The organism is Pseudoblastomonas marina (genome assembly GCF_014641655.1).
Classification (GTDB): Bacteria; Pseudomonadota; Alphaproteobacteria; order Sphingomonadales; family Sphingomonadaceae; genus Alteriqipengyuania_A; species Alteriqipengyuania_A marina.
Genome location: NZ_BMID01000001.1, coordinates 1023515 through 1044401 on the forward strand (window position 1 = coordinate 1023515; position 20887 = coordinate 1044401).

Here is a 20887-nt window from a genome sequence, read left to right on the forward strand (position 1 = left end):
CCCGCCTTCCATTCCCCCGCACCAATCCGCATATTCGCCCCATGCCGCACGCCCGTTTCGTCCCCTTGCGAGTCTTTTCGAGCTATTCGATGCTCGAGGGCGCGATCGATCCCAAGGCGATGGCCGAACTGGCCAAGGAACGCGGCTTTCCGGCGATCGCAATGTGCGACCGCAACGGTCTGTTCGGCGCGGTCGCCTTCGCCGATGCCTGCCGCAAGGCGGGGGTCCAGCCGATCATCGGCACGCTTCTCGGCGTAGCGCGCGACGAAAGCGGCGAGCGGGTCGATTACCTGCCGCTCTACGCCAAGGACGAGGATGGCTGGCAGAGCCTGTGCGCGCTGGTCTCGGCCGCGCATCTCGACCGTCCCGTGCACCAGGAGCCGCATGTCACGCTCGATGCACTGGCCGACCATTCGCAGGGGCTAATCGCGCTGACCGGTGCGGGCGAGGGAGCGGTGACCCGCCTGCTCGCCGAGGGGCAGGACAGCCATGCCGAGGCCTATCTCGATCGGTTGCAGCAGATTTTCGGCGACCGGCTCTACCTCGAGATCGCCCGCGGCACCTCGCAGGAGGCCGACGAGGCCGAGAGCAAGCTGATCGACCTCGCCTATGCCCGCGACCTGCCGCTGGTCGGCACCAATCCCGCGCAATTCGCCGAGCCCGGCTTCGCCCGCGCGCACGACGCCATGCTCTGCATCGCCAATTCGACCCATGTCGAGGCCGAGGACCGCAAGCGCACCAATCCGGAGGCCTTCGTCAAATCCGAAGGCCTGATGCGCGACCTGTTCGCCGACCTGCCCGAGGCGATCGCCAACACGCTCGTGATCGCGCAGCGCTGCGCCTATGCGCCGCCCAAGCGCGCGCCCATCCTGCCGAGTCTCGCGGGCGACCTAGAGGGCGAGGCGAAGATGCTGGCGGAGGACGCGCGCAAGGGGCTCGAGGCACGGCTCGCACCCTATGGCGAACTCTCGCCCGAAGAGCGCAAGGTCTATGACGATCGGCTCGAATTCGAAGTCGGGATCATCAACCAGATGGGCTTCCCAGGCTACTTCCTGATCGTTGCCGACTTCATCAAATGGGCCAAGGAACACGATATCCCGGTGGGACCGGGGCGCGGTTCGGGCGCGGGTTCGCTCGTCGCCTGGGCGCTGACGATTACCGACCTCGATCCAATACGTTTGGGGCTCCTGTTCGAGCGTTTTCTCAACCCCGAGCGCGTCTCGATGCCCGACTTCGACATCGACTTCTGCGAAACGCGGCGCGGGGAGGTGATCCGTTACGTGCAGGAGCGCTATGGCCACGACAAGGTCGCGCAGATCATCACCTTCGGCAAGATGAAGGCGCGCGCGGTGCTGCGCGATTGCGGCCGCATCCTGCAGATGGGCTACAACCGCGTCGACGCGCTGTGCAAGATGGTGCCCAACCATCCCACCGATCCGTGGACGCTCGATCGCGCCTTGAACGGGGCGAAGGATTTCCGCGCGGCCTACGACAACGACAACGAGGTCAAGCAGCTGGTCGACCTTGCGGTCCAATTGGAAGGCTTGCCGCGCAACAGCTCGACCCACGCCGCGGGCGTGGTGATCGGCGACCGGCCGCTCAACCAGCTCGTGCCGCTCTATCGCGATCCGCGTTCGGACATGCCGGTGACCCAGTTCGACATGAAGCATGTCGAGACCTCGGGCCTCGTGAAGTTCGACTTCCTCGGCCTGAAGACGCTGTCGGTGCTCAAGAAGGCGGTCGACCTGCTCGCCGAGCGCGGGATCGAGATCGACCTCTCGACGCTCGCCTGGGATGACCCGGCCGTCTACGAACTGTTGAAGCGCGGCGACACCGTCGGCGTGTTCCAGCTCGAGTCCGAAGGCATGCGCCGCACGCTGACCGCGGTGAAGCCGACCAAGTTCGAGGACATCATCGCGCTGGTCTCGCTCTATCGCCCGGGCCCGATGGACAACATCCCGCTGTTCGGGAGGCGCAAGGCGGGCGAGGTGCCGATCGAGTACCCGCACGAGAAGCTCGAGGGCATTCTCGAGGAAACTTACGGCATCTTCGTCTACCAGGAACAGGTGATGCAGGCGGCGCAGATCCTCGCCGGCTATTCGCTCGGCGATGCCGACCTGCTGCGACGCGCGATGGGCAAGAAGGTCCAGGCCGAGATGGACGCCCAGCGCGAGCGTTTCGTTGCCGGCTGCAAGGAAGTCTCGGACATCGACAAGGCCAAGGCCAACGAGCTGTTCGACTTGATCGACAAGTTCGCCGGCTACGGCTTCAACAAGTCGCACGCCGCCGCCTATGCCTTGCTCGCCTACCAGACCGCGTGGCTCAAGGCCCATTACCCGGAAGAATTCTACGCCGCTTCGATGCGCTTCGACATGCACCAGTCGGAAAAGCTCGGCATCTTCGTCGACGACATGCGCAAGAACTCGATCGCGCTCGCCGGGCCCGACATCAATCATTCGCGCGCCGATTTCTTCGTCGAGGAAACCGCGGACGGGCACCAGGTCCGCTATGCGCTCGCGGGGCTGCGCAATGTCGGCGGCAAGGCGATGGAAGCACTGGTGGCCGAGCGCGAGGCGGGCGGCAAGTTCGCCGATCTCGACGATCTCACCCGTCGAATCCCGCAGGGCGCGCTCAACCGCCGCCTGCTCGAAGCGCTGATCGCGGGCGGCGCGCTCGATGGGATCGACCCCGACCGCGCCAAGCTCCACGCCAATGTCGAGATGATCCTCGGCGCCGCCGAGGCCGCCACGCGCGAGCGGGCGAGCGGCCAGTCGGGCCTGTTCGGGGGCGAGGACGCACCGGTCGAAAGCGGCTTGCGCTTGAAGGATTCCGAGCCGTGGAGCCGGATCGAGCAGATGAACAAGGAGCGCGAGACCTTCGGCTTCTTCTTCGCCGCGCACCCGGTGCAGCAGTTCAGGGCCGCTGCCTCGGCGCAGGGGGCGCGACCCTATGCCAGCCTGATGGAGCCCGGCATGGCCGGCGCGACCGGCCGCCGCCCGGCGGTGATCGCGGCGATGGTCGAGGGCGTGAACCGCGGGCGTACGCGCCGCGGCAAGGATTTCGTGCGCTGCGATTTTTCCGATACCTCCGGCGCGTTCAGCGCCGCGTGTTTCGAGGAAGCGCTTGTCGAGCGGTTCCAGGAATGGGCGAAGGACGGGACCTGCCTGCTGCTCAGCGTCGAACTCGATTCTCCCAGTCCCGACGAGCCGCCGCGCGTGACCGTGCGCGGCGCGCGCCCGCTCGCCGAGGTCAGCGGCAGCGTGGCAATGCTGCTTTCGCTCGAGCTCGAGGCCGAGGAAGGGCTCGCGTCGCTGCGCCAGCTCGAACGCGGCGGCAAGAGCGAGGTGCGGGTTCGCGTCGCGCCGCCGGGGGGCAGGGCTGTGACGCTATGCCTCGGCCGCGATTTCGCACTCGACGGCGAGGTCGCCGAGCAACTGGCGGACGTCCCCGGGCTTGCCAAGGTAGAATTGCGCCCGCACCGCGCGGGCGGACACCTGCGTCTGGTCGCCTGATGCGCGAGGGCCCGGACGCGCTGACCGAGAAGGAGAAAGAGGCGCTGCGCCTCCTCCTCGAAGGCCACGACGCCAAATCGAGCGCCACCGAACTCGATATCTCGGTCCATACGGTCAACGATCGCCTGCGCAATGCGCGCCGCAAACTGGGGGTATCGAGCAGCCGCGAAGCCGCAAGAATCTTGGGGGATACGGAGGGACGAACACCCCAAAATCGTGCGCGCACAGGTTTGGGGATGGGCCGAGACGATCGGTACGACGATGCTACAGACCTCACCAACGAAAAGCGTGCCGGAGGCTACCGCCTCACCTGGCTCGCAGGAGGAATATTAGCAATGTCGACCATAATTCTAGCTGCGCTCATCGGCCTGTCCCTCACCGCCGAAGAAGCGCCTGCCAGCGTAGCTTCTACTGCGAGCGAGCCCGCCGCCGAAGCGCAAGCTGCCCCGGAAGAGCCGGCTTCCTATGAGCAGGCGACCGCCTTTCTCGCCGAACTCGACCAGAGCGATTGGGAAGGAAGCTGGAACGTCGCAGGGCCGATGCTTCGCGGAGAGGTTTCGCTGAGCGAGTGGACCGATCATGTCAGGACCGCCCGGAAACCGCTCGGCTCGGCCCTAGATCGCAAGCTCGTCGGCGTCCAGCAGCTGGGACCTGAGCACGGCACCGCCGTTCGGGAGATGCAGGTGCTGCAATTTCTCACCATTTTCGAAGGGCGTCCAAAGGGAGCCATCGAAACGATCTTCATGACGCCCGGCGAAGGCGGGTGGGAGGTCACGCTCTATACGGTCGCATGAAGCGGCGGGGAGGACGGGCGGCGGCAGCCTTATTACCTGCTGCCGCCCGCGGCCTATCTACGGCGCGCGCGACTACCGAAGACCGAGGTGAAGCGCGCCATCACGAACAGTATCGCAGGCGCCAGCATCGTGTTCCACAAATCCTTGATGTGCGCGGGATAATCCGCGGGCCGATCGATCGCCAGCCGATCGCGGAAGTCCCAAGCCTCGCCGATGAGCGCGACCAGCAACACGGCGGCCAGCGGCTTCCAGTCGCGCGCCTTCCAGCCGAACAGCAGGCAGGTGCCGAAGAACACGATCAGCGCGACGTAGATGTGCAGGGCGTCCTTCGCGAGATGGAGGTTCTCGACGAGGACGGTCTTGGCTTGCTGGAGTGCGCTCATCGCGTGGCCATGGTCGTGAACCGTCGGCGCGGCAAGTCTCGTTTTGCCACCCAAACCGCTTGCCCAAATCGCTTCGGTCCTTAGGGTATGCCGCCAAGGGAAGAGGAGAGACGCCCCATGCTCGGCGGAATGCAGGACTACGATTTCAAGGTTACCCATCTGATCGACCACGCGGCACGCGAACACGGGGAACGTGAACACATCACCCGTTGGGCCGACGGCAGCGAGACCACCACTACCTGGGCCGACGTGCGCCGCGATGCGCTGCGGATGACGCAGGCGCTGCAGAAGATGGGTATCGGCAAGGGCGACCGGATCGCGACGCTGGCGATGAACCACTCGCGCCACCTGGTGACCTGGTACGGCGCGGTCGGCGTCGGCGGGGTGCTCCACACGATCAATCCGCGGCTGTTCGACGACCAGCTCGAATACATCGCCAACCACGCCGAGGATCGCGTCATGCTCTACGACGCGATGTTCCAGCCCATCATCGACAAGATGCGCGACAAGTGGACCACGATCGAGCGCTATATCTGTTTCGACAATGGCGAGTTCGAGGAATGGATCGGCGAGCACGACGGCGACACCGTCTGGGCCGAGGTCGACGAACGCGACCCGTGCATGCTGTGCTACACCAGCGGGACGACCGGGCATCCCAAGGGCGTGCTTTATGAACACCGCTCTACCTATCTCCACGCGCTCGCCGGATTGCAGCCGCATGCCTTCGATTTCGATGCGCAGAGCGTGATGCTGCCCGTCGTGCCGATGTTCCACGCGGCCAGCTGGGGCCTGCCCTGGGCGGGCGCGATGGCGGGGGTGAAATTCGTCTATAGCTGCTCGAACGAGCCGGACGTGCTGCTCGAGCTGATGAAGCGCGAGCATGTGACCCATTCGGCGGGCGTGCCCACGGTATGGCTGGGCATTTTCCAGTATTGCGACGCCACAGGGGCCGACCTGCCCAATTTGAAGCAGGCGATCATCGGCGGCTCGGCTGCGCCGCGTTTCATGATCGAGCGGCTGATGAAGGAGGGTATCCGCGTCGCCCATGCCTGGGGCATGACCGAGACTTCGCCGATCGGGACCGTCGGCGCGCCGACGCACGATTGGGAGGAAAAGAGCTTCGACGAGCAGGTCAGTATCGTGCAGATGCAGGGACGCCCGATCTTCGGGGTCGAGCTGCGCACGGTCGATCTCGACGACATGGCGACCCCGCTGCCGCGCGACGGCAAGACCAGCGGCGCGCTGCAGGTGCGCGGGCCGTGGGTGATCAAGCGCTACTTCAAGGCCGAGAAAGACGCGGTCGACGCCGATGGCTGGTTCGACACCGGCGATGTCGGCATCATCCATCCCGACGGCACGCTGCAGCTGACCGACCGCACCAAGGACGTGATCAAGTCCGGGGGCGAATGGATTTCCTCGGTCGAGCTCGAAAACGCTGCGGTCGGCCATCCCGCCATCGCCGAGGCCGCCGCGATCGGCATGGCGCATCCCAAGTGGGACGAGCGCCCGGTGCTGTTCTGCGTCAAGGCCGAGGGCAAGGAGGTGACCGCCGACGAGGTGATCGCCTATCTCGAACCGCAGGTCGCCAAGTGGTGGCTGCCCGATGCGGTCGAGTTCGTCGACGACATCCCGCACACCGCAACCGGCAAGATCAGCAAGAAGGACCTGCGCGAGCGGTTCTCCGACTACTCGCTGGACAGTTGAGAGTGTCCGGGAGCAAGTCCTGCCCCAAATGCGGGCGCAAGATGGAGACCGGTTTCGTGATCGACGCGGGTGATTATTCCGCCCCGACGACCCCGTTCTGGCATCCGGGCGAGCCCGACAAGCGCTGGTACGGGCTCAAGATCGACAAGCGGGCGCGCAAGCCGGTCGAGACCTGGCGCTGCACCTCGTGCCACTATCTCGAAAGCTACGCCCCATGAGCCACGTCAATCCGAGCGAAGCGAACTTCCGGGCTTTCAAGGACCTGCCGCGGGATACGCCGATCCAGATGCTCAACCTCGTGCGTTTTCGCAGCAAGGCCGAATATCCGGAGGGGCACGAGCTTCACGGCAAGGGCTGGACCGGCGACGAAGCCTACGCCGAATACGGCCGGGCCAGCGGCCCGATTTTTGCGCGCGTCGGCGGGAAAATCGTCTGGCGCGGACGCTACGAGACGGTGGTGACGGGGCCGGACGACGAGCATTGGGACGCAGCCTTCATAGCCGAATACCCCGATGCCGGGGCCTTTTTCGAGATGATCAAGGACCCCGACTACCAGGAGGCAGTGGTCAACCGCACCGCCGCGGTCGAGGACAGCCGCCTGATCCGCTTCGGCAAGATCGAGGGCGGAGAGGGATTCGCCTAGCGAAGGTCACGGAACAATTCGGTTTTTCTGCTCGTTGCCTGCGAAACGAGGGAGCGAAGAACTATCCGGGACTGGTACTGGGCATTGGGAGCATTCATCGGCGTCGCGCTATTCGGCGTCGGCGCGCGAGAGGCGATCGGTACGATCTACAGTTCGGGCGAGGCGGTGGTGCTGCTCGAGGCGCTGGCCCGCTCGGGACTCTATCTCGGCTCCGCCAGCGCGACGGCCTCGGCGACCACGCTCGCACTGATGCTGACGCTGATCAGCCTGATCCGCCAGTCCGATTCCGAATTCAACGACGAGGCCTATCGCAATATCGAGCGGATCGCGGGTCTCTCCACGACCTCACTGTTCATCAGCCTGTTGCTTTTGCTGGCGCTGGTGCTGCCGGTCGGCGAGTTCGAGGACTTGCCCGCCGATTGGTATCCGATGCTCTATGACGGGCTGTTTGCGATGACGGTGGCGGTGGTCGCGCTGCTCGCCGCCACGGTGATGATGCTCTACCGCACCGTGCGGCGGGTGATTGCCCGGATCACGCCCGGTGAGGAAGTCTGAAGCACCGGTTTTGCGTTTTTCCCACGTTCGCCTAAACCGGGTCGAGAGGGAAACAGGGGTCGCAATTCGATGAAGAAACTCGTGCTTTGCGCCATGGCCGCGTTCCCGACGCTGGCCGGAACCACCGCTCATGCGGACGATGTCGCTGCCGACATCCGAATGTCGCCAGCATCGCTCGCCTATGCCTACGGCTATGCCTCGTGCGTGTTCGACGAGCGTGGCGGACCCGCGGAGGAGCGGATCGAGAATTGTCGTGAATTCGGCGAGGCGATCAGCGAGGGCTCGCGCGACCTGCTGGCCGACTGGCATCGTCGCGAAGTGCTCAAGCGGCAGCGCGAGATGGAGCGGGCTTTCGGTCGGCTCGAAGCCGAAGCGCTGCTCGCCGAGAAGCAGAACAAGCGCATACCGCAGCAGATCATCCGCCTGCTCGGCTGCTATGCCGAGACGATCACCGCGCAGGAGAATTTCGCGCGAGGGGTATCGATCGATTTCGACCTGGCCGAGGGCACCTGCCGCAATGCGATCTTCGGGATCGACGGCTACAAGACCGAGGCTGCGGCGCTGCTGCACCGGCGGCTGCGGGTGGGGACCCGTTATATCAATGTCGTCGGTGCGATCATTCCCGAGATCGAGTTCCGCTATGGCCTGATGGATTTGAAGCGGTTGCCCGATGCGTCGAATACGGTCGAAGGATAGGGTACCCGGGTCATTCTTCGCCGTAGAAGTAACCGAAGAAGCGCTCGGCCGAAATTCTCGCGGTAATTTTAAGTGTTGATCGCCTCCAGAACCCGTACGCCGACCTCCAAGGCTCCGGGGCGGTTACAGCAGGCGCATCTGGCCGCCAACTTCGGGTGCCCGGAACTGCGAGCAGTCGAGCTCGAACCTGTCCGGACCCAGCCCGGCGCGCTTGCAGGCGAGCTTGAACCGTGCGCGGAACAGATCGGCCCATACGCCCTGAGGGCGTATGCGGCTGAAAAAGCCCGGATCGTTGTCCTTCCCGTTGCGGATCGAGCGGACGATATTCATGACCTTGCCCGCGCGGTCGGGGAAGTGGACCTCGAGCCATTCGCGGAACAGCGGGGCGACCTCGTGCGGCAGTCGCAGCGCGATCCAACCCGCCGAGCGCACGCCGAGCGCGGCGGCCTGCGCGACGATGCTTTCCATGAATTCGTCGGTGATCGCCGGGATCACCGGCGCGATCGAGACATGGCTCGGCACCCCGGCCTCGACCAGCCTGCCAAGTGCCGCGAGTCGCTTCGCCGGGGCACCGGCGCGCGGCTCGAGCAGGGTGGAAAGTCTTGGATCGAGGCTCGTCACCGACAGCGCGACCGCGACGAGGCGGTGCGTTGCCATCTCGGACAGCAGATCGAGATCGTCGAGCACCCGGTCGGACTTGGTGGTGATCGTGACCGGGTGGCGCGCTTCGAGGCATATCTCGAGCACTTGCCGCGTGATCCGGTAGTCGCGCTCGATCGGTTGGTAGGGATCGGTGTTGGTCCCCATCGCGATCGGCAGGGGCACGTAGTTCGGCTTGGCGAGAGTCGCGCGCAGAAGGTCCGGCGCATCCGGCTTGGCAAACAGTCGCGTCTCGAAATCGAGCCCTGGCGAGAGATCGTGATAGGCGTGGGTGGGCCGTGCGAAGCAGTAGACGCAGCCATGTTCGCAGCCACGATAGGCGTTGATCGAGCGATCGAACGGGATGTCGGGCGAGCGGTTGAAGCTGAGGATCGACTTGGGCCGTTCCTCGGTCACGCTGGTGCGCAGCTTTACCGGGGGACCGTCCAGCGTAGCGACGTGATCGCGCCAGTCCCCGTCCAGTTCACGCGTGGCGAGTCCGAACCGCGTCGGTACGTTTGCGCTCTGCGCGCCGCGTCCATGCACGCGTTCGGGGGGAGGCTCCGGCGAGTCCATCGCCTGAACATATCAGGAACAACTAGTCAAGTCACGCGCGATCTGCGCGTTTTCAGCCCTCGGGATCGAGCAGCTTGTGCAGCGGAACGACGACGTATTTCATCTCGGCATCGTCGACAGTGCGCTGGGCGTTGCCGCGCCAGGCGTCTTCCGCCGCATCGTAATCGCTGTAGACGCCCGCGACGTGCAGGCTCTCGGGATCGGCGAAGATCAGCTTGCGCGGATCGCTGACGCGACCACCCATGACGAGATAGAGGGTCTGCTTGGCGTTGGTTTCTTCCATCGGGCCTTCCTGGATGCTTGCGCGCCACATAGCGAAAGGGGCGCGCGAGACAAGCCCGCGCGCCCCTTCATCGCCGCGTTGCGGGCGTTCAGCGTCGCACTTTGGCGAACAGTGCGCGCGTCGTTTCGCGCGCGTTCTCGAGCGCGGCCTGGCCGATCCGTTCGGCTTCGCGGGCGAGATCGCTCGCGCCGTCGGATACCGTGCCGCCGAATTCGCCGATCCGGTCCTTCGCCTCGGCCCCGGCTTCGCCGGCACTGTCGAGCGCGCGATTGCCGTAGAGCAGCGCGCCTTCGGCGGCGAGCGCGCCCCACGAGAGCGCGCGCTTGCCGAGTGCGCGGGCGGTCTTGGGCTTGAGCAGCGCGGCGATCAGCACGCCCGCGGCGAGGCCGCCGGCGACGGTGAGCACCGGATGCTGCTTGGCAAAGCCTTTCGCATCGTTGCCGAGCTCGCGCGCCTTGGCGCCGTAATCGGTTTCGCTTTGGCGCTCGGCGAGCGCTTCCTTTTCGAGACGTTCCTGCGAGGCCGCGATCTTTTCGCGGATCCGCTTACGCTTTTCGTCACTGACGGTCATAAATCCTCCGGAGATGGGTTTGTATGGGCAACGCTTCGGGGGAGGGTCGCGTTCCGGCCTTTTGGCCTGCTAGTCGCGCTCTTCGGTCTCGTCCCATCCCAGCAACCGCCCGATCGGTCCGCGCGCGAGCCACAAGACCAGTGCGGCGACCACGCCGCCGACCACCGCCTTGTTCTCCTCGGCCATCTGGATCACCTCTTCGCCGAGCTCGGCCGCCTCTTCGGAGACCGTATCGGCGATCCGTCCGCCGACCCCGCGCGCGGCGAGGTCCGCCTTGACGCGGTGATAGTCGGCGAGCGCGATCGCCTTCGCGGCGTCGCGCGCGAGCTTGTCTTCGGCAAGTCGATCCCGCAACGCGCTCATCCCTCGTCTTTCTGCTTTTTTTCCTTCTCGCTCGCGCCCATCGCGTCCTTGATCTGGCGGAAGCCGCGCAGCATGCGGAGGAACAGGAGTCCGGCGGCGAGCGTCCAGAACAGCACCACGATGCCGATCGCGAGCCAGATCCCGACGAGCGAATCGAGCGCGAGTACCGCGCCCACCGACAGCGTGATCAGCGCAATGACGAGAAAGACCGCGCCGAGAAGTCCCTTGAGCGCGGCCTGCGAAAGGTGGTCGACCACGAATTGCGCGCGGGTCGACTGGTAGGCGAGTTCGGCTTCGACATAGGTCTTGCCGTCGTCGAACAGCTGGTGGACGTCATCCACCAGCGAACGCTCGGCAGGGCTGCCGGGCGTCTTCTCGTTGCGAACGAGGGGAGGGGGGCTCTCCGTCATGACTGGCGAAAAGCCCCCTTGGTCTGGAATGTCAACGGCGCAGCAGGCGCGCGAAGGCATAACCCACGATTGCGGCGATGCCGACCGCGGTGCCCGGGCTCTTGCGGACGAATTCGCGTGCATCTTCGCCGAGCTCCTCGAGCTCCTTGGCGCGCAGCTTGTCCGCATTGGACTGGAGCCCGCGTGCAGCCTTGCGTGCGTAGTCGCCGTATTCGACGCCGAACCGCTCGTCGATCTGCGCGGCGGTGTCGTCGATCGTCTTGCTCAGCGAGAGCAGGGCGTCCGACGCCTTGTCCTTGCCGTCGCGGGCAAGGTCCACGGCGTAGGTCTTCGCTTCGGCGCTGTAGCCCTTGGCGTCGGCGACCAGCTGATCGCCCTGCGTCCGGGCCCTGCCGCTGTATTCGCCGGCGCGGACCTTGGCTTCGTCGCGCAGCAGCGCGGCACCGGCCTTGGCCTCGTCGACCGCTGCGGAGAAGCGCGATTTCGCCTGTTCGGTGTTGCTTGCCGCGGGCGTCGCGGCGGTGGTCTTCTTGGCCGGCGCCTTCTTGCGCGCGGCGGTTTTCTTGGTGGTCGGTTTCTTCTCGTCGGCCATCATGTCGGTCCTTTCCCCTCAAGGGATTATATCCTGTTTCGGCGCAGCGCCATACGTTCCCGCGCCCTCACCGAACCAACGCGGCTTGCCTGCCAATGTTCCGCCGCATAGGAGGCGCGCAAACACGTTGGTCTCGTCATGAGATGGGACTGTCCTAGGCAAATACAACACTTCATCGACGAAAGGCCATGCCATGACCGCGATCATCGACATCCACGGACGCGAAATCCTCGATTCGCGCGGCAATCCCACGGTCGAGGTCGACGTGCTGCTGCACGATGGCAGCTTCGGCCGCGCGGCGGTGCCTTCCGGCGCCTCCACCGGGGCACACGAGGCGGTCGAACTGCGCGACGACGACAAGCAACGCTATCTCGGCAAGGGCGTGCTCAAGGCGGTCAAGATGGTGAACACCGAGATCGCCGACGCGCTGCTCGGCGTCGATGCCGAGGACCAGCGCGAGGTCGACCTGGCGATGATCGCGCTCGACGGCAGCGACAACAAGGGCCGGCTCGGCGCCAATGCGATCCTCGGCGTGTCGATGGCGGTGGCGAAGGCGGCGGCCAATGCGCGCGGCCTGCCGCTCTATTCCTATCTCGGCGGCGTCTCGGCGCACATGCTCCCGGTACCGATGATGAACATCGTCAATGGTGGCGAGCATGCCGACAACCCGATCGACATCCAGGAATTCATGGTCATGCCGGTGGGGGCGGACAGCCTCGCCGAAGGCGTGCGCTGGGGCGCGGAAATCTTCCACACGCTCAAGAAGGGCCTGCACGAGAAGGGCCTCTCGACCGCGGTCGGCGACGAGGGCGGCTTCGCCCCCGACCTCGCGAGCACGCGCGATGCGCTCGATTTCATCATGCGTTCGGTCGAACAGGCGGGCTTCACGCCGGGCGAGGACGTGGTGCTGGCGCTCGATTGCGCGGCGAGCGAGTTCTACAAGAAGGGCAAGTACGAAATCTCGGGCGAGAACCTCTCGCTCGGCTCCGACGAGATGGCGCAATATCTCGGCAAGCTGTGCGCCGATTACCCGATCCGCTCGATCGAGGACGGCATGCACGAGGACGATTTCGAAGGCTGGAAGGCGCTCACCGAGCTGATCGGCGACGAAGTCCAGCTGGTCGGCGACGATCTTTTCGTCACCAATCCCGACCGCCTCGAAATGGGCATCGGCAAGGGGCTGGCGAACTCGCTGCTGGTCAAGGTCAACCAGATCGGCACGCTGACCGAGACCTTCGAAGCCGTGAGCATCGCCCAGCGCGCCGGCTACACCGCGGTCATGTCGCACCGTTCGGGCGAGACCGAGGACGCCACCATCGCCGACCTCGCGGTCGCCACGAACTGCGGCCAGATCAAGACCGGCTCGCTCGCCCGCTCGGACCGGCTCGCCAAGTACAACCAGCTCATCCGCATCGAGGAAGAACTGGGCGACAGCGCAGATTATGCGGGGAAGGCCTGTTTCGGGCGCCTCGCCGACTGATCAGCTTCGCAGGATCTTCTCCATCGCCTTGCCCTTGGCGATCTCGTCGACCAGCTTGTCGAGCTGGCGGACGTGGCGCTCGACCGGGTCCTCGATCTCCTCGACCCGGTAGCCGCAGATCACCCCGGTGATCTTGTCTCGGTTCGGGTTGAGGCGCGGGGCCTGAGCGAAGAAGGTCTCGAAATCGACGTCGCTGTCCAGCAGGTCGTGCAACTGTTCGACGCTGTAGCCGGTCAGCCAGGTAGTGACCCGTTCGACTTCCTGCGCGCTGCGGCCCTTGCGTTCGACCTTGGCGACATACATCGGGTAGACCTTCGCCAGTTTCATCGTGTGAAACGACATTCTCGGCATGCTTCGTCTCCCCGATTGACCGTCGGCGCTCACCGATCGCGCGGCGCGCTAGCTCGCGGCCTCATGCTTGCCGGAGTCTTCGCGGTTCTTCGGGTGGAACCAGTATTGCCAAACGCCCCAGGCATTGATGCCCAATAGCACCGCGTTCATCGCGGCGAGCGGGATCGCGTTCTCCTTGAGGCCGATATAGATCCACATCGCCGCCACGACGCAGAACAGTATGAAGCCCCAGGCGGTCGCCCGGCGGCCCATGTCGAAGGCGATCATCGCTGCGGCGACGATGGTGCCGATCGAGGCGATCCATTCGAGCGGGCCGTTCATACGCGCCCGCCGCTTTTCAGGGTCAATTCGGTTCCGAACACCTGTTTCACCTTCCGCTCGATGGTGGCGAGTTCAACATGCTCAAACTTGCCGGTGAGCTTCGTCTTGAGATCGCGATACTGATCGTAATGACCGAGCAGCCGATAGGTGCCTTCGCCGTAGAGCTTGCCGAGCATCTTGCCGGTCATGAAGCTGCCCACGCTGGCAAGCGGGCCGAGTGTGACGCTGAGCGTCGCGCCGACCGCGTTGAACAGCGCCGAGCCCGCTTCGCCGGTGGCGAAATCGATCGCGGTGGTCTTGATCCGCTCCATCAACGACGCGTTGTCGCGCCGCGCCTCCCTGTCGAACTTGCCCAGACGGTCGGAGAGGAAGCGCTCGATCCGCTCGTGCTCGGCATCGAGGTCCTCGTTGCCCAGCATCGCGACCCAGCCGCCCTCGGGCGGGGGCAGCTCGGTGGTGGTCTGCGAGAACTTGCGGAACAGCTGGCCGTAATCCGCGAAATCGGCTTGCGCGCGGGCGAGGATGTCCGCCGGGCTCTTCACGTCCCGCTGGAGGAAGGCGAACAGGCCGAGCGGGGGCAGGGCGAGGCGATAGCCGCTGTCGGCGGTCTGCTCCTCGATCAATTGGTGTGCGTCGGCCATCGCCGTTTCGCGGAAGTGACGCGAGACCGCTTCCTGAAATGTCAGCGCATGGAATTGCGACAGGCGCTGCCAACGATCGGGCGGCACGTAGACATCCTGCCCGGCGAAGGCGAGCTGGCGGATGTAGGAAAAGCGGAAACGATTGACGAGCGTGCCCATCGCGAGGTCGCGATCGATACCGTAGGTGTCAGGCAGGGCGAGCGCGGCGTCGATCGCCTCGACCCCGCAACCGCTGATCCCGGCTACGCATTTGCTTCCCGCGAAGCCTCCGTCGGCCCACGACTGGAATTCCTCGCTCTCCAGCCAGTGGTCGGTGCGATGGATGTGATCGCGTGCCTCGCGAAGCTTGGTGAAGAAGGTCTCCGACCTACCGGCAAACGGTTGGTCTAGCCCTTCGGCGGGCGATACCGCGCCGTTGGCGATCGCCGCGAGGGAGAGGTCGTCCAGCGCGCGGCCGGCCGAGGTGACCATGAAGCCCGTCTGCGCCGCGAGGTCGCGCGGCTGCACGGTGCCGAACAGCGTGCGATCGAAGTGGTTGTCGCGGACCAGCTCGTCGAGCTCTCCCTGGAGCTGCGCAACCTTCGCGGGCGGCAGCGTGCCGTCGAAGGAGATCTTGTTCGAGGTCAGCATCAGCTCGAGCACCCAAAGCGCCTCGAGCAGCTCGCCGAGCGAGATCGGCTCCGCGCGGCTGCCGCGTTCGAGCGTGAACAGGCCGTGCGCGGTCTTGAGCGCGCGCTGGTTGACGCAGGATCCCCCGTCGAGCCGCTGCAGCGTCCCGTCGAGATCGACCGCGCGTGTCGTGTTGCCCCCCGCCATCGGGCGAGACTAGCGCGCCGGCGCGATCATGCAAATCGCGCCGGTATTCGACTGGCTCAGGCGGCGAACTTGTCGCGCAGTTCCAGCATCGCCATCGCCGCCTTCGCCGCTTCGCCGCCCTTGTCCTTGCGGTGCCTGTCGGCGCGGGCGAAGGCCTGCTTCTCGGTCTCGACGGTGATGATGCCGTTGCCGATCGCGATCCCGTCCATCGTCAGCGCCATGATCGCGCGCGCGCTTTCGCCGGCGACGATCTCGAAATGGTAGGTCTCGCCGCGGATCACGCAGCCGATCGCGACGAAACCGTCGTAGCGCCCGCTGTCGAGCGCCAGCGCGATCGCGCCGGGGATTTCGAGCGCGCCGGGCACGGTGATGGTCTCGTGTTCGTGCCCGGCTTCTTCGAGCGCAGTGCGCGCGCCCTCGAGCAGCTGGTCGTTGATCGCGTCGTAGAAACGGGCTTCGACGATCAGGAATTTGGCCATGGTCAGGTCCCTTCCGGAATGGGTCGCGTGTCGACGATATCGATGCCGTAGCCTTCGATTCCCGGCACGTTGGGGTGCGAATTGGAGAGCAGGATCATGTCGTGCACACCGAGGTCGGCGAGAATCTGCGCGCCGATCCCGTAGGTCCGCAACTCGGCCGAGGGATCGTCGCCGCCGCCGCGCAGCGGATCGGCCTCGCGCGGGCGTATCAGCAGCACGATCACGCCGCTGCCTTCCTCGCCGATCGCGGCCATCGCGCGCTGCAATTGCCGTTTCGACGGGCCGGGCTCGCCGAGCATGTCGGCGAGCAGCGAGATCGTGTGGACGCGGGCGAGGGTAGGCTGCGCCGGGTCGATATGGCCCTTCTGGAGCACGAAACTCTCGCTGCCGTCGACCGTGTTGCGATAGGTGATGAGCTTCCACGCGCCGCCGTAATCGGAAGTGAAATCGCGCTCGCCGAGACGTTCGACGAGGTGATCGTTGCGGCGGCGATAGGCGATCAGGTCACGGATCGTGCCGATCTTGAGATCGTGCTTGCGCGCGAAGCCGATCAGATCGTCGAGCCGCGACATCGTGCCGTCGTCGTTCATGATCTCGCAGATCACGCCCGACGGATTGAGCCCGGCGAGGCGCGAGATATCGACCGCGGCCTCGGTGTGCCCGGCGCGGACCAGCACGCCGCCGTCGCGCGCGACCAGCGGGAAGACGTGGCCGGGAGTGGTGATGTCGTCGGCCCCGCGCGAGCTGTCGATCGCGACCGAAACGGTGCGCGCGCGGTCGGCGGCCGAAATCCCGGTGGTCACGCCTTCGCGCGCCTCGATCGAGACGGTAAAGGCTGTTTCGTGGCGGGTGCCGTTCTTGCGGCTCATCAGGTCGAGCCCGAGCTGGTCGACCCGCTTGCGCGACAGCGCGAGGCAGATCAGGCCACGCCCGTAGGTGGCCATGAAATTGATCGCCGCCGGGGTCGCCATCTGCGCGGGGATCACGAGGTCGCCCTCGTTCTCGCGGTCCTCGTCGTCGACCAGCACGAACATCCGGCCGTTGCGCGCTTCCTCGATGATTTCCTCGATCCCGACAAGCACCGGGGTCTCGTCCTGCGTGTCGAGGAAACGCTCGAGCTTGCCGAGAGTGTCGGCGGTCGGGTTCCAGCCTTCCTCGCCGCAATCGCGCAGCGTGTTGGCATGGAGCCCCGCGGCGCGGGCGAGGCCGGCCTTGGAGAAAGTCCCGTCATTGACGAGGGATCGGACGCGTTCGACAGTAGGATGTGACATGGGGTTGGAATAATCACACCAGCGTGTGATTGCAACCGTATCAGTCGCCCTTGAACACCGGCTTGCGCTTTTCGATGAAGGCATCGACCGCCTCTTCGTGGTCGCGCGTCGTGTGCGACACGGCCTGCATCGCGGCCGACATTTCGAGGATCGTCGCGAGGTCGCTCCGCTTGGCTTCCCACAGCAGGCGGCGGGTCATCCGGACGGCATGCGCCGGGTTCACCGCGATCCGCTTCGCCAGCGCCTTGGCCGCGTCGATCAGTTCGTCGTCGGGGACGACCTGGCTGACGAGGCCCCAGGCGAGCGCCTGCTGCGCGTCGATCATGTCGCCGGTCAGCGCCATCTCCGCAGCCTTGGCGTGGCCGATGACCTTGGGCAGCAGCCACGCACCGCCATCGCCTGGGATGATGCCGAGCTTGACGAAGCTCTCGGCGAACTTGGTGCCTTCACCCGCGATCCGCAGGTCGCACATGCACGCAAGGTCGCAGCCCGCGCCGATCGCGAAGCCGTTCACTGCGGCGATGATCGGCACCTCGCAGGCGGCGAAGGCGAGGGGGAGCCGCTGGATCCCGCGCTTGTAATTGTGACGGGTGCGCACCGGCGAGGGGTCGCGCAGGCCCGAACCGTCCTTCATCGCCTTCAAATCGCCGCCCGAACTGAACGCCTTGCCCGCGCCGGTCAGGATCGCCACGCGCGCCTGGCGATCGTCGTCGAGCCGCGCCAGCGCCGCCTCGAGCCCCTCGACCACGCTTTCGTCCGAGATCGGGTTGCGCTTCTCGGGCAGGTTGAGCGTGAGGGTGACGATGCCATCGTCGTCGCGGTCGTAGAGGATCGGGTCGGTCACGGATGGTTCTCCTTGTTCGGCAGTGCCCATAGCAAAGCGAGCAGCCCTGTCACGGCTTGGCATTGCGCGCCCGGCATGGCAGCTAGGCCGCCAAGGGAGATTTTTCATGTACGCTATCCGCCTGTTCGCCAGCGCCGCCGCCGCCGCGCTCGTCGTCGCCACCCCCGCACTCGCCGATCCGGTCGACGATTACGAGGAGGTGCGGGAGGATATCTGGCAATGGTCGCTCGACAATTCACCATGGCTTTCGGAAAGCGTCGGCGACCGGCGGAATGACGGCAAATTGGACGATCTCTCGATCGAGGACTACGATCGCCAGATCGCCAAGACGCGCGAATTCCTCGCCCGCCTGAACGTGATCGACGAAAGCGCGCTGCCCGCCGATCTCCGCGTTGATTACGGTATCATCAAGACGAGCCTCGAGGACGAGGTGGAGGGATCGGCTTACGACCACAGTCGCTACGTGCTGTTCACCAATCGCGGCGGGTGGTTCATGTCGCTGCCCTCGCTCGCGAACCGCTCGCCATTCTTCACCGCCGCCGATTACGAGAGCTACCTCCAGCGGCTCGAAGCATATCCGGCCTACAACGCGCAGGGGATCGAACGCAGCCGCGTCGCCGTCGAGAAGGGGCTGACCCAGGCCTGCGAACCGATGGAAGGTACGGTCGAACGGCTCTCGACGCTCGTCGCCGGCGCGCCAGAGGAATCGGTCTTCTACGGCCCGTTCCGCCAAAAGCCCTCGACCATTGACGATGCGCAATGGGCGGCGTTCCAGGCGCGTGCGCGCGAAACGATCGCCGATGACGTCTATCCGGCCTACGAAGACTTCTTCAAATTCTACCGCGGTGAATACGAGCCCGAATGCCGCACCGGCGCGCCGGGCGTCGCGGCGACCCCGGGCGGGGCGGAATATTACGACTACGTGGTCGGAAGCTACACGACCACCGACATGACCGCCGACGAGGTCCACCAGCTCGGCCTGAGCGAAGTCGCGCGCATCCGCGCAGAGATGGAAGAAGTCGCTGCCGAAGCCGGCTTCGCCAGCCGCGACGCCTATATCGAGCACCTGCGGACCGATCCGCAATATTACGCCAAGACGCCCGAGGAACTGATGACCTATGCCAGCGCGCTGGCGAAGGAAATCGACGGCTGGATGCCGAAGCTGTTCGGCAACCTTCCGCGCCAGCCCTACACGGTGCTGCCGATCCCCGCGGCGCAGGCGCCGGGCAATACCACCGCCTATTACGAGCGCGGCTCGCTCGAGACCGGGCAGCCGGGCATCTATCGCGTCAACACCACCGAGCTCGACCAGCGGCCGCTGTTCGAAATGCCCGCGCTCGGAGTGCACGAGGCGGTGCCGGGGCACCATCACCAGATCGCGCTCCAGCAGGAACTGGACCTCCACCCGCTGCGCCGCAACGGCACCTTCTTCACCGCCTTCGTCGAAGGCTGGGGGCTCTATTCGGAGCGGCTCGGGATCGAAATGGGGCTCTACGACACCCCGGCGAAGCAGATGGGACGCCTGAGCTACGAGATGTGGCGCGCGACCCGCCTGGTGGTCGATACCGGTCTCCACTCGAAAGGCTGGACCAAGCAGCAGGCGGTCGATTTCATGACCGACAACACCGCGCTATCGGCGGGCAATATCGACGCCGAGGTCAACCGCTACATCACCTGGCCGGGCCAGGCGCTCGCCTACAAGATCGGCGAACTCAAGATCCGCGAATTGCGCACCCGCGCCGAAGAGGCGCTAGGCAGCGAGTTCGACCTGCGCGCCTTCCACGACGCGGTGCTCGAAAACGGCGCGGTGCCGCTCGACGTGCTCGAAGCGCATATCGACCGCTGGATTGCGGGGCAGATGGGAGGCTGATCGGCCGCCGGGGCCAGGCGAATCAATGGCGGTCCGCCTCGCCAACCATTCTACGTCACGAGCCGACCTCGGACCCGCCGTCGCCCGATTACGGTGCCGACTTGTCGCGGTTAGAATAGACGATCGCGAAGATGATCAGCGAGAAGGCGAGCAGGCGGACGAGGAACAGCGGGCTGCGCTCCTCGACCGGGACCTGGGTCAGCGCGAGCCAGGCATAGTTGACCGCGAGGAGGAAGAAGCTCGCCGCGAAGATCACGAACAGCCGCTGCCGGGTCCGGCGGTAATATTTGAGGAACAGCAGGCCCGCGATGGCGAAGGCCATGACGACCGCGCCGGAGAGGAATTGCTCGATCATCGGTCCTCCTCCGCTTCCCAGATGAAGCCGAACAGCAACACCGACACCGCCAGCAGCGTCAGCACCAGACGGGCGAGCTTGAGGTCCGCCTGCGGGAAAATGATGTGGTCGACCACGACCAGCAGGTTCGCGATCGCGAGGAACGTAAAGCAGGCGCTGCTCCACAGCAGGACCGGGGACTGGACCTTGCCGTACTGGCGCAGCAGCAGGCCCGCACACAGCGCGCTGGTCAGGAAGCAGAGCAGGTAAACCAGGTCGGGAATGGTACTGCCCATGGTCAGTCCTTTCGCAAGCGGAAAGCGTCGGCGAAAGCGTTGAGGCCCGGCGACTGGCGGGCGATCATCAACCTTCGGGCGCGGCCCGGGAAACGCTGGTAGAACTCGCTGGCGCGCCTGGCGCAGGCCTCGAGGTCCGTGCTCACGGGGCGGAACTGAAGGCGTCCATCGCGATCGAGCGAGGCGATGCCGGCCGCGACCAGCGAAGAGACGCCCTGCTCGACCACCAGCTCGCTCGCCCGCATCCGTTCGACCAGTTCTGCTGCCGTGAGGCCTTCCTCGGGCATGGCGATCACGGTCGACAGCAACTCGAGGTCCCAGATCGACGAGAAACTGTCGCAGATAAATTGCTCGATGTCGTCGTCGGTCGCCATCGTCGACCACCTACTCCCGGTTAAGCGTTTGAACGGCCTTAGATGGTCAGGCCGCAGCCTGCAAACCCGCTAAAATGTCACACCGGGAG

The 20887-nt window shown here is 65.5% G+C and carries 25 protein-coding genes; 9 read left to right on the top strand and 16 right to left on the bottom strand.

Annotated elements, in window-relative coordinates; genetic code table 11:
• Window positions 1-41: 41 nt before the first annotated feature.
• Together dnaE and IEW49_RS04980 are read left to right on the top strand one after the other, a co-directional pair.
• Complete coding sequence (dnaE, locus tag IEW49_RS04975) at window positions 42-3512, top strand: DNA polymerase III subunit alpha (protein WP_188641643.1); 3471 nt, start codon at window positions 42-44, stop codon at window positions 3510-3512.
• The gene (locus IEW49_RS04980) at window positions 3512-4306 is read left to right on the top strand and encodes a helix-turn-helix domain-containing protein (protein WP_188641644.1); all 795 of its coding nucleotides are present in this window, start codon (window positions 3512-3514) and stop codon (window positions 4304-4306) included. Before dnaE ends, IEW49_RS04980 begins: the two co-directional genes overlap by 1 nt.
• Before the next feature lie 53 nt (window positions 4307-4359).
• Here IEW49_RS04980 and IEW49_RS04985 read toward each other — a convergent pair whose 3' ends face one another.
• The gene (locus tag IEW49_RS04985) at window positions 4360-4689 is read right to left on the bottom strand and encodes a hypothetical protein (RefSeq protein WP_188641645.1); all 330 of its coding nucleotides are present in this window, start codon (window positions 4687-4689) and stop codon (window positions 4360-4362) included.
• Window positions 4690-4806: 117 nt separating this feature from the next.
• On the opposite strand from IEW49_RS04985, the gene IEW49_RS04990 reads away from it, so the two are divergent.
• From IEW49_RS04990 to IEW49_RS05010, 5 genes are all read left to right on the top strand, one after another.
• Entirely contained in the window at window positions 4807-6393 is a 1587-nt protein-coding gene (locus tag IEW49_RS04990) for a long-chain fatty acid--CoA ligase (protein ID WP_188641646.1), read from the top strand.
• 41 nt (window positions 6394-6434) lie between these two features.
• On the top strand, window positions 6435-6611 hold the full coding sequence (locus tag IEW49_RS04995; protein WP_188641647.1) for a hypothetical protein: 177 nt from the start codon (window positions 6435-6437) through the stop codon (window positions 6609-6611).
• A complete protein-coding gene (locus tag IEW49_RS05000; RefSeq protein WP_188641648.1) occupies window positions 6608-7036 on the top strand; it encodes a DUF1330 domain-containing protein in 429 nt (142 codons plus the stop codon). Before IEW49_RS04995 ends, IEW49_RS05000 begins: the two co-directional genes overlap by 4 nt.
• Before the next feature lie 84 nt (window positions 7037-7120).
• Window positions 7121-7591 carry a hypothetical protein gene (locus IEW49_RS05005; RefSeq protein ID WP_229658089.1) on the top strand — a complete coding sequence of 157 codons (471 nt, stop codon included), beginning with the start codon at window positions 7121-7123 and terminating at the stop codon, window positions 7589-7591.
• Between the two features lie 69 nt (window positions 7592-7660).
• Window positions 7661-8287 carry a hypothetical protein gene (locus tag IEW49_RS05010; RefSeq protein WP_188641649.1) on the top strand — a complete coding sequence of 209 codons (627 nt, stop codon included), beginning with the start codon at window positions 7661-7663 and terminating at the stop codon, window positions 8285-8287.
• Window positions 8288-8410: 123 nt separating this feature from the next.
• Here IEW49_RS05010 and IEW49_RS05015 read toward each other — a convergent pair whose 3' ends face one another.
• The 6 genes from IEW49_RS05015 to IEW49_RS05040 all read right to left on the bottom strand — a co-directional run bounded on the left by IEW49_RS05015 (window position 8411) and on the right by IEW49_RS05040 (window position 11721).
• On the bottom strand, window positions 8411-9502 hold the full coding sequence (locus IEW49_RS05015; protein WP_188641650.1) for a PA0069 family radical SAM protein: 1092 nt from the start codon (window positions 9500-9502) through the stop codon (window positions 8411-8413).
• A gap of 52 nt (window positions 9503-9554) precedes the next feature.
• Window positions 9555-9785, bottom strand: coding sequence for a DUF4170 domain-containing protein (locus tag IEW49_RS05020; protein ID WP_188641651.1), 231 nt, complete (start codon window positions 9783-9785; stop codon window positions 9555-9557).
• Between the two features lie 88 nt (window positions 9786-9873).
• The gene (locus tag IEW49_RS05025) at window positions 9874-10356 is read right to left on the bottom strand and encodes a tellurite resistance TerB family protein (RefSeq protein WP_188641652.1); all 483 of its coding nucleotides are present in this window, start codon (window positions 10354-10356) and stop codon (window positions 9874-9876) included.
• 69 nt (window positions 10357-10425) lie between these two features.
• Complete coding sequence (locus tag IEW49_RS05030) at window positions 10426-10719, bottom strand: hypothetical protein (protein WP_188641653.1); 294 nt, start codon at window positions 10717-10719, stop codon at window positions 10426-10428.
• On the bottom strand, window positions 10716-11129 hold the full coding sequence (locus tag IEW49_RS05035) for a phage holin family protein (protein WP_188641654.1): 414 nt from the start codon (window positions 11127-11129) through the stop codon (window positions 10716-10718). The genes IEW49_RS05030 and IEW49_RS05035 overlap by 4 nt, the downstream gene beginning before the upstream one ends.
• A gap of 31 nt (window positions 11130-11160) precedes the next feature.
• Window positions 11161-11721 (bottom strand): hypothetical protein, encoded by a 561-nt coding sequence (locus IEW49_RS05040; protein ID WP_188641655.1) that lies wholly within the window; start codon window positions 11719-11721, stop codon window positions 11161-11163.
• Window positions 11722-11914: 193 nt separating this feature from the next.
• On the opposite strand from IEW49_RS05040, the gene eno reads away from it, so the two are divergent.
• Window positions 11915-13201 carry a phosphopyruvate hydratase gene (gene eno, locus IEW49_RS05045; RefSeq protein WP_188641656.1) on the top strand — a complete coding sequence of 429 codons (1287 nt, stop codon included), beginning with the start codon at window positions 11915-11917 and terminating at the stop codon, window positions 13199-13201.
• Here eno and IEW49_RS05050 read toward each other — a convergent pair whose 3' ends face one another.
• From IEW49_RS05050 to IEW49_RS05075, 6 genes are read right to left on the bottom strand one after another with little or no spacing between them, the layout of a single operon-like run.
• Window positions 13202-13552, bottom strand: a complete 351-nt coding sequence (locus IEW49_RS05050; RefSeq protein WP_188641657.1) for a DUF2200 domain-containing protein — start codon at window positions 13550-13552, stop codon at window positions 13202-13204.
• A 48-nt stretch (window positions 13553-13600) separates the two neighbouring features.
• Window positions 13601-13873 carry a hypothetical protein gene (locus IEW49_RS05055; RefSeq protein ID WP_188641658.1) on the bottom strand — a complete coding sequence of 91 codons (273 nt, stop codon included), beginning with the start codon at window positions 13871-13873 and terminating at the stop codon, window positions 13601-13603.
• Window positions 13870-15330, bottom strand: a complete 1461-nt coding sequence (locus IEW49_RS05060; protein ID WP_188641659.1) for a hypothetical protein — start codon at window positions 15328-15330, stop codon at window positions 13870-13872. The genes IEW49_RS05055 and IEW49_RS05060 overlap by 4 nt, the downstream gene beginning before the upstream one ends.
• A gap of 56 nt (window positions 15331-15386) precedes the next feature.
• Window positions 15387-15809: a 6,7-dimethyl-8-ribityllumazine synthase gene (ribH, locus tag IEW49_RS05065; protein WP_188641660.1), complete on the bottom strand. Its 423-nt coding sequence runs from the start codon at window positions 15807-15809 to the stop codon at window positions 15387-15389.
• Between the two features lie 2 nt (window positions 15810-15811).
• Window positions 15812-17080: a 3,4-dihydroxy-2-butanone-4-phosphate synthase gene (ribB, locus tag IEW49_RS05070; RefSeq protein WP_188641661.1), complete on the bottom strand. Its 1269-nt coding sequence runs from the start codon at window positions 17078-17080 to the stop codon at window positions 15812-15814.
• Between the two features lie 40 nt (window positions 17081-17120).
• Window positions 17121-17924 carry a crotonase/enoyl-CoA hydratase family protein gene (locus IEW49_RS05075; protein WP_188641662.1) on the bottom strand — a complete coding sequence of 268 codons (804 nt, stop codon included), beginning with the start codon at window positions 17922-17924 and terminating at the stop codon, window positions 17121-17123.
• Between the two features lie 106 nt (window positions 17925-18030).
• On the opposite strand from IEW49_RS05075, the gene IEW49_RS05080 reads away from it, so the two are divergent.
• Window positions 18031-19794 carry a DUF885 domain-containing protein gene (locus IEW49_RS05080; protein WP_188641663.1) on the top strand — a complete coding sequence of 588 codons (1764 nt, stop codon included), beginning with the start codon at window positions 18031-18033 and terminating at the stop codon, window positions 19792-19794.
• Window positions 19795-19882: 88 nt separating this feature from the next.
• Here the strand turns inward: IEW49_RS05080 and IEW49_RS05085 are convergent, their stop codons facing one another.
• From IEW49_RS05085 to IEW49_RS05095, 3 genes are read right to left on the bottom strand one after another with little or no spacing between them, the layout of a single operon-like run.
• Complete coding sequence (locus IEW49_RS05085; protein WP_188641664.1) at window positions 19883-20149, bottom strand: DUF5985 family protein; 267 nt, start codon at window positions 20147-20149, stop codon at window positions 19883-19885.
• The gene (locus IEW49_RS05090; protein ID WP_188641665.1) at window positions 20146-20424 is read right to left on the bottom strand and encodes a DUF5985 family protein; all 279 of its coding nucleotides are present in this window, start codon (window positions 20422-20424) and stop codon (window positions 20146-20148) included. Before IEW49_RS05090 ends, IEW49_RS05085 begins: the two co-directional genes overlap by 4 nt.
• Window positions 20425-20426: 2 nt before the next feature.
• Complete coding sequence (locus tag IEW49_RS05095) at window positions 20427-20798, bottom strand: hypothetical protein (RefSeq protein ID WP_188641666.1); 372 nt, start codon at window positions 20796-20798, stop codon at window positions 20427-20429.
• Window positions 20799-20887 lie beyond the last annotated feature (89 nt).

Coding starts and splice junctions, on each gene's coding strand:
- dnaE (WP_188641643.1), top strand. CDS start 42: ATGCCGCACGCCCGTTTCGTCCCCTTGCGAGTCTTTTCGAGCTATTCG.
- IEW49_RS04980 (WP_188641644.1), top strand. CDS start 3,512: ATGCGCGAGGGCCCGGACGCGCTGACCGAGAAGGAGAAAGAGGCGCTG.
- IEW49_RS04985 (WP_188641645.1), bottom strand. CDS start 4,689: ATGAGCGCACTCCAGCAAGCCAAGACCGTCCTCGTCGAGAACCTCCAT.
- IEW49_RS04990 (WP_188641646.1), top strand. CDS start 4,807: ATGCTCGGCGGAATGCAGGACTACGATTTCAAGGTTACCCATCTGATC.
- IEW49_RS04995 (WP_188641647.1), top strand. CDS start 6,435: ATGGAGACCGGTTTCGTGATCGACGCGGGTGATTATTCCGCCCCGACG.
- IEW49_RS05000 (WP_188641648.1), top strand. CDS start 6,608: ATGAGCCACGTCAATCCGAGCGAAGCGAACTTCCGGGCTTTCAAGGAC.
- IEW49_RS05010 (WP_188641649.1), top strand. CDS start 7,661: ATGAAGAAACTCGTGCTTTGCGCCATGGCCGCGTTCCCGACGCTGGCC.
- IEW49_RS05015 (WP_188641650.1), bottom strand. CDS start 9,502: ATGGACTCGCCGGAGCCTCCCCCCGAACGCGTGCATGGACGCGGCGCG.
- IEW49_RS05020 (WP_188641651.1), bottom strand. CDS start 9,785: ATGGAAGAAACCAACGCCAAGCAGACCCTCTATCTCGTCATGGGTGGT.
- IEW49_RS05025 (WP_188641652.1), bottom strand. CDS start 10,356: ATGACCGTCAGTGACGAAAAGCGTAAGCGGATCCGCGAAAAGATCGCG.
- IEW49_RS05030 (WP_188641653.1), bottom strand. CDS start 10,719: ATGAGCGCGTTGCGGGATCGACTTGCCGAAGACAAGCTCGCGCGCGAC.
- IEW49_RS05035 (WP_188641654.1), bottom strand. CDS start 11,129: ATGACGGAGAGCCCCCCTCCCCTCGTTCGCAACGAGAAGACGCCCGGC.
- IEW49_RS05040 (WP_188641655.1), bottom strand. CDS start 11,721: ATGGCCGACGAGAAGAAACCGACCACCAAGAAAACCGCCGCGCGCAAG.
- eno (WP_188641656.1), top strand. CDS start 11,915: ATGACCGCGATCATCGACATCCACGGACGCGAAATCCTCGATTCGCGC.
- IEW49_RS05050 (WP_188641657.1), bottom strand. CDS start 13,552: ATGCCGAGAATGTCGTTTCACACGATGAAACTGGCGAAGGTCTACCCG.
- IEW49_RS05055 (WP_188641658.1), bottom strand. CDS start 13,873: ATGAACGGCCCGCTCGAATGGATCGCCTCGATCGGCACCATCGTCGCC.
- IEW49_RS05060 (WP_188641659.1), bottom strand. CDS start 15,330: ATGGCGGGGGGCAACACGACACGCGCGGTCGATCTCGACGGGACGCTG.
- ribH (WP_188641660.1), bottom strand. CDS start 15,809: ATGGCCAAATTCCTGATCGTCGAAGCCCGTTTCTACGACGCGATCAAC.
- ribB (WP_188641661.1), bottom strand. CDS start 17,080: ATGTCACATCCTACTGTCGAACGCGTCCGATCCCTCGTCAATGACGGG.
- IEW49_RS05080 (WP_188641663.1), top strand. CDS start 18,031: ATGTACGCTATCCGCCTGTTCGCCAGCGCCGCCGCCGCCGCGCTCGTC.
- IEW49_RS05085 (WP_188641664.1), bottom strand. CDS start 20,149: ATGATCGAGCAATTCCTCTCCGGCGCGGTCGTCATGGCCTTCGCCATC.
- IEW49_RS05090 (WP_188641665.1), bottom strand. CDS start 20,424: ATGGGCAGTACCATTCCCGACCTGGTTTACCTGCTCTGCTTCCTGACC.
- IEW49_RS05095 (WP_188641666.1), bottom strand. CDS start 20,798: ATGGCGACCGACGACGACATCGAGCAATTTATCTGCGACAGTTTCTCG.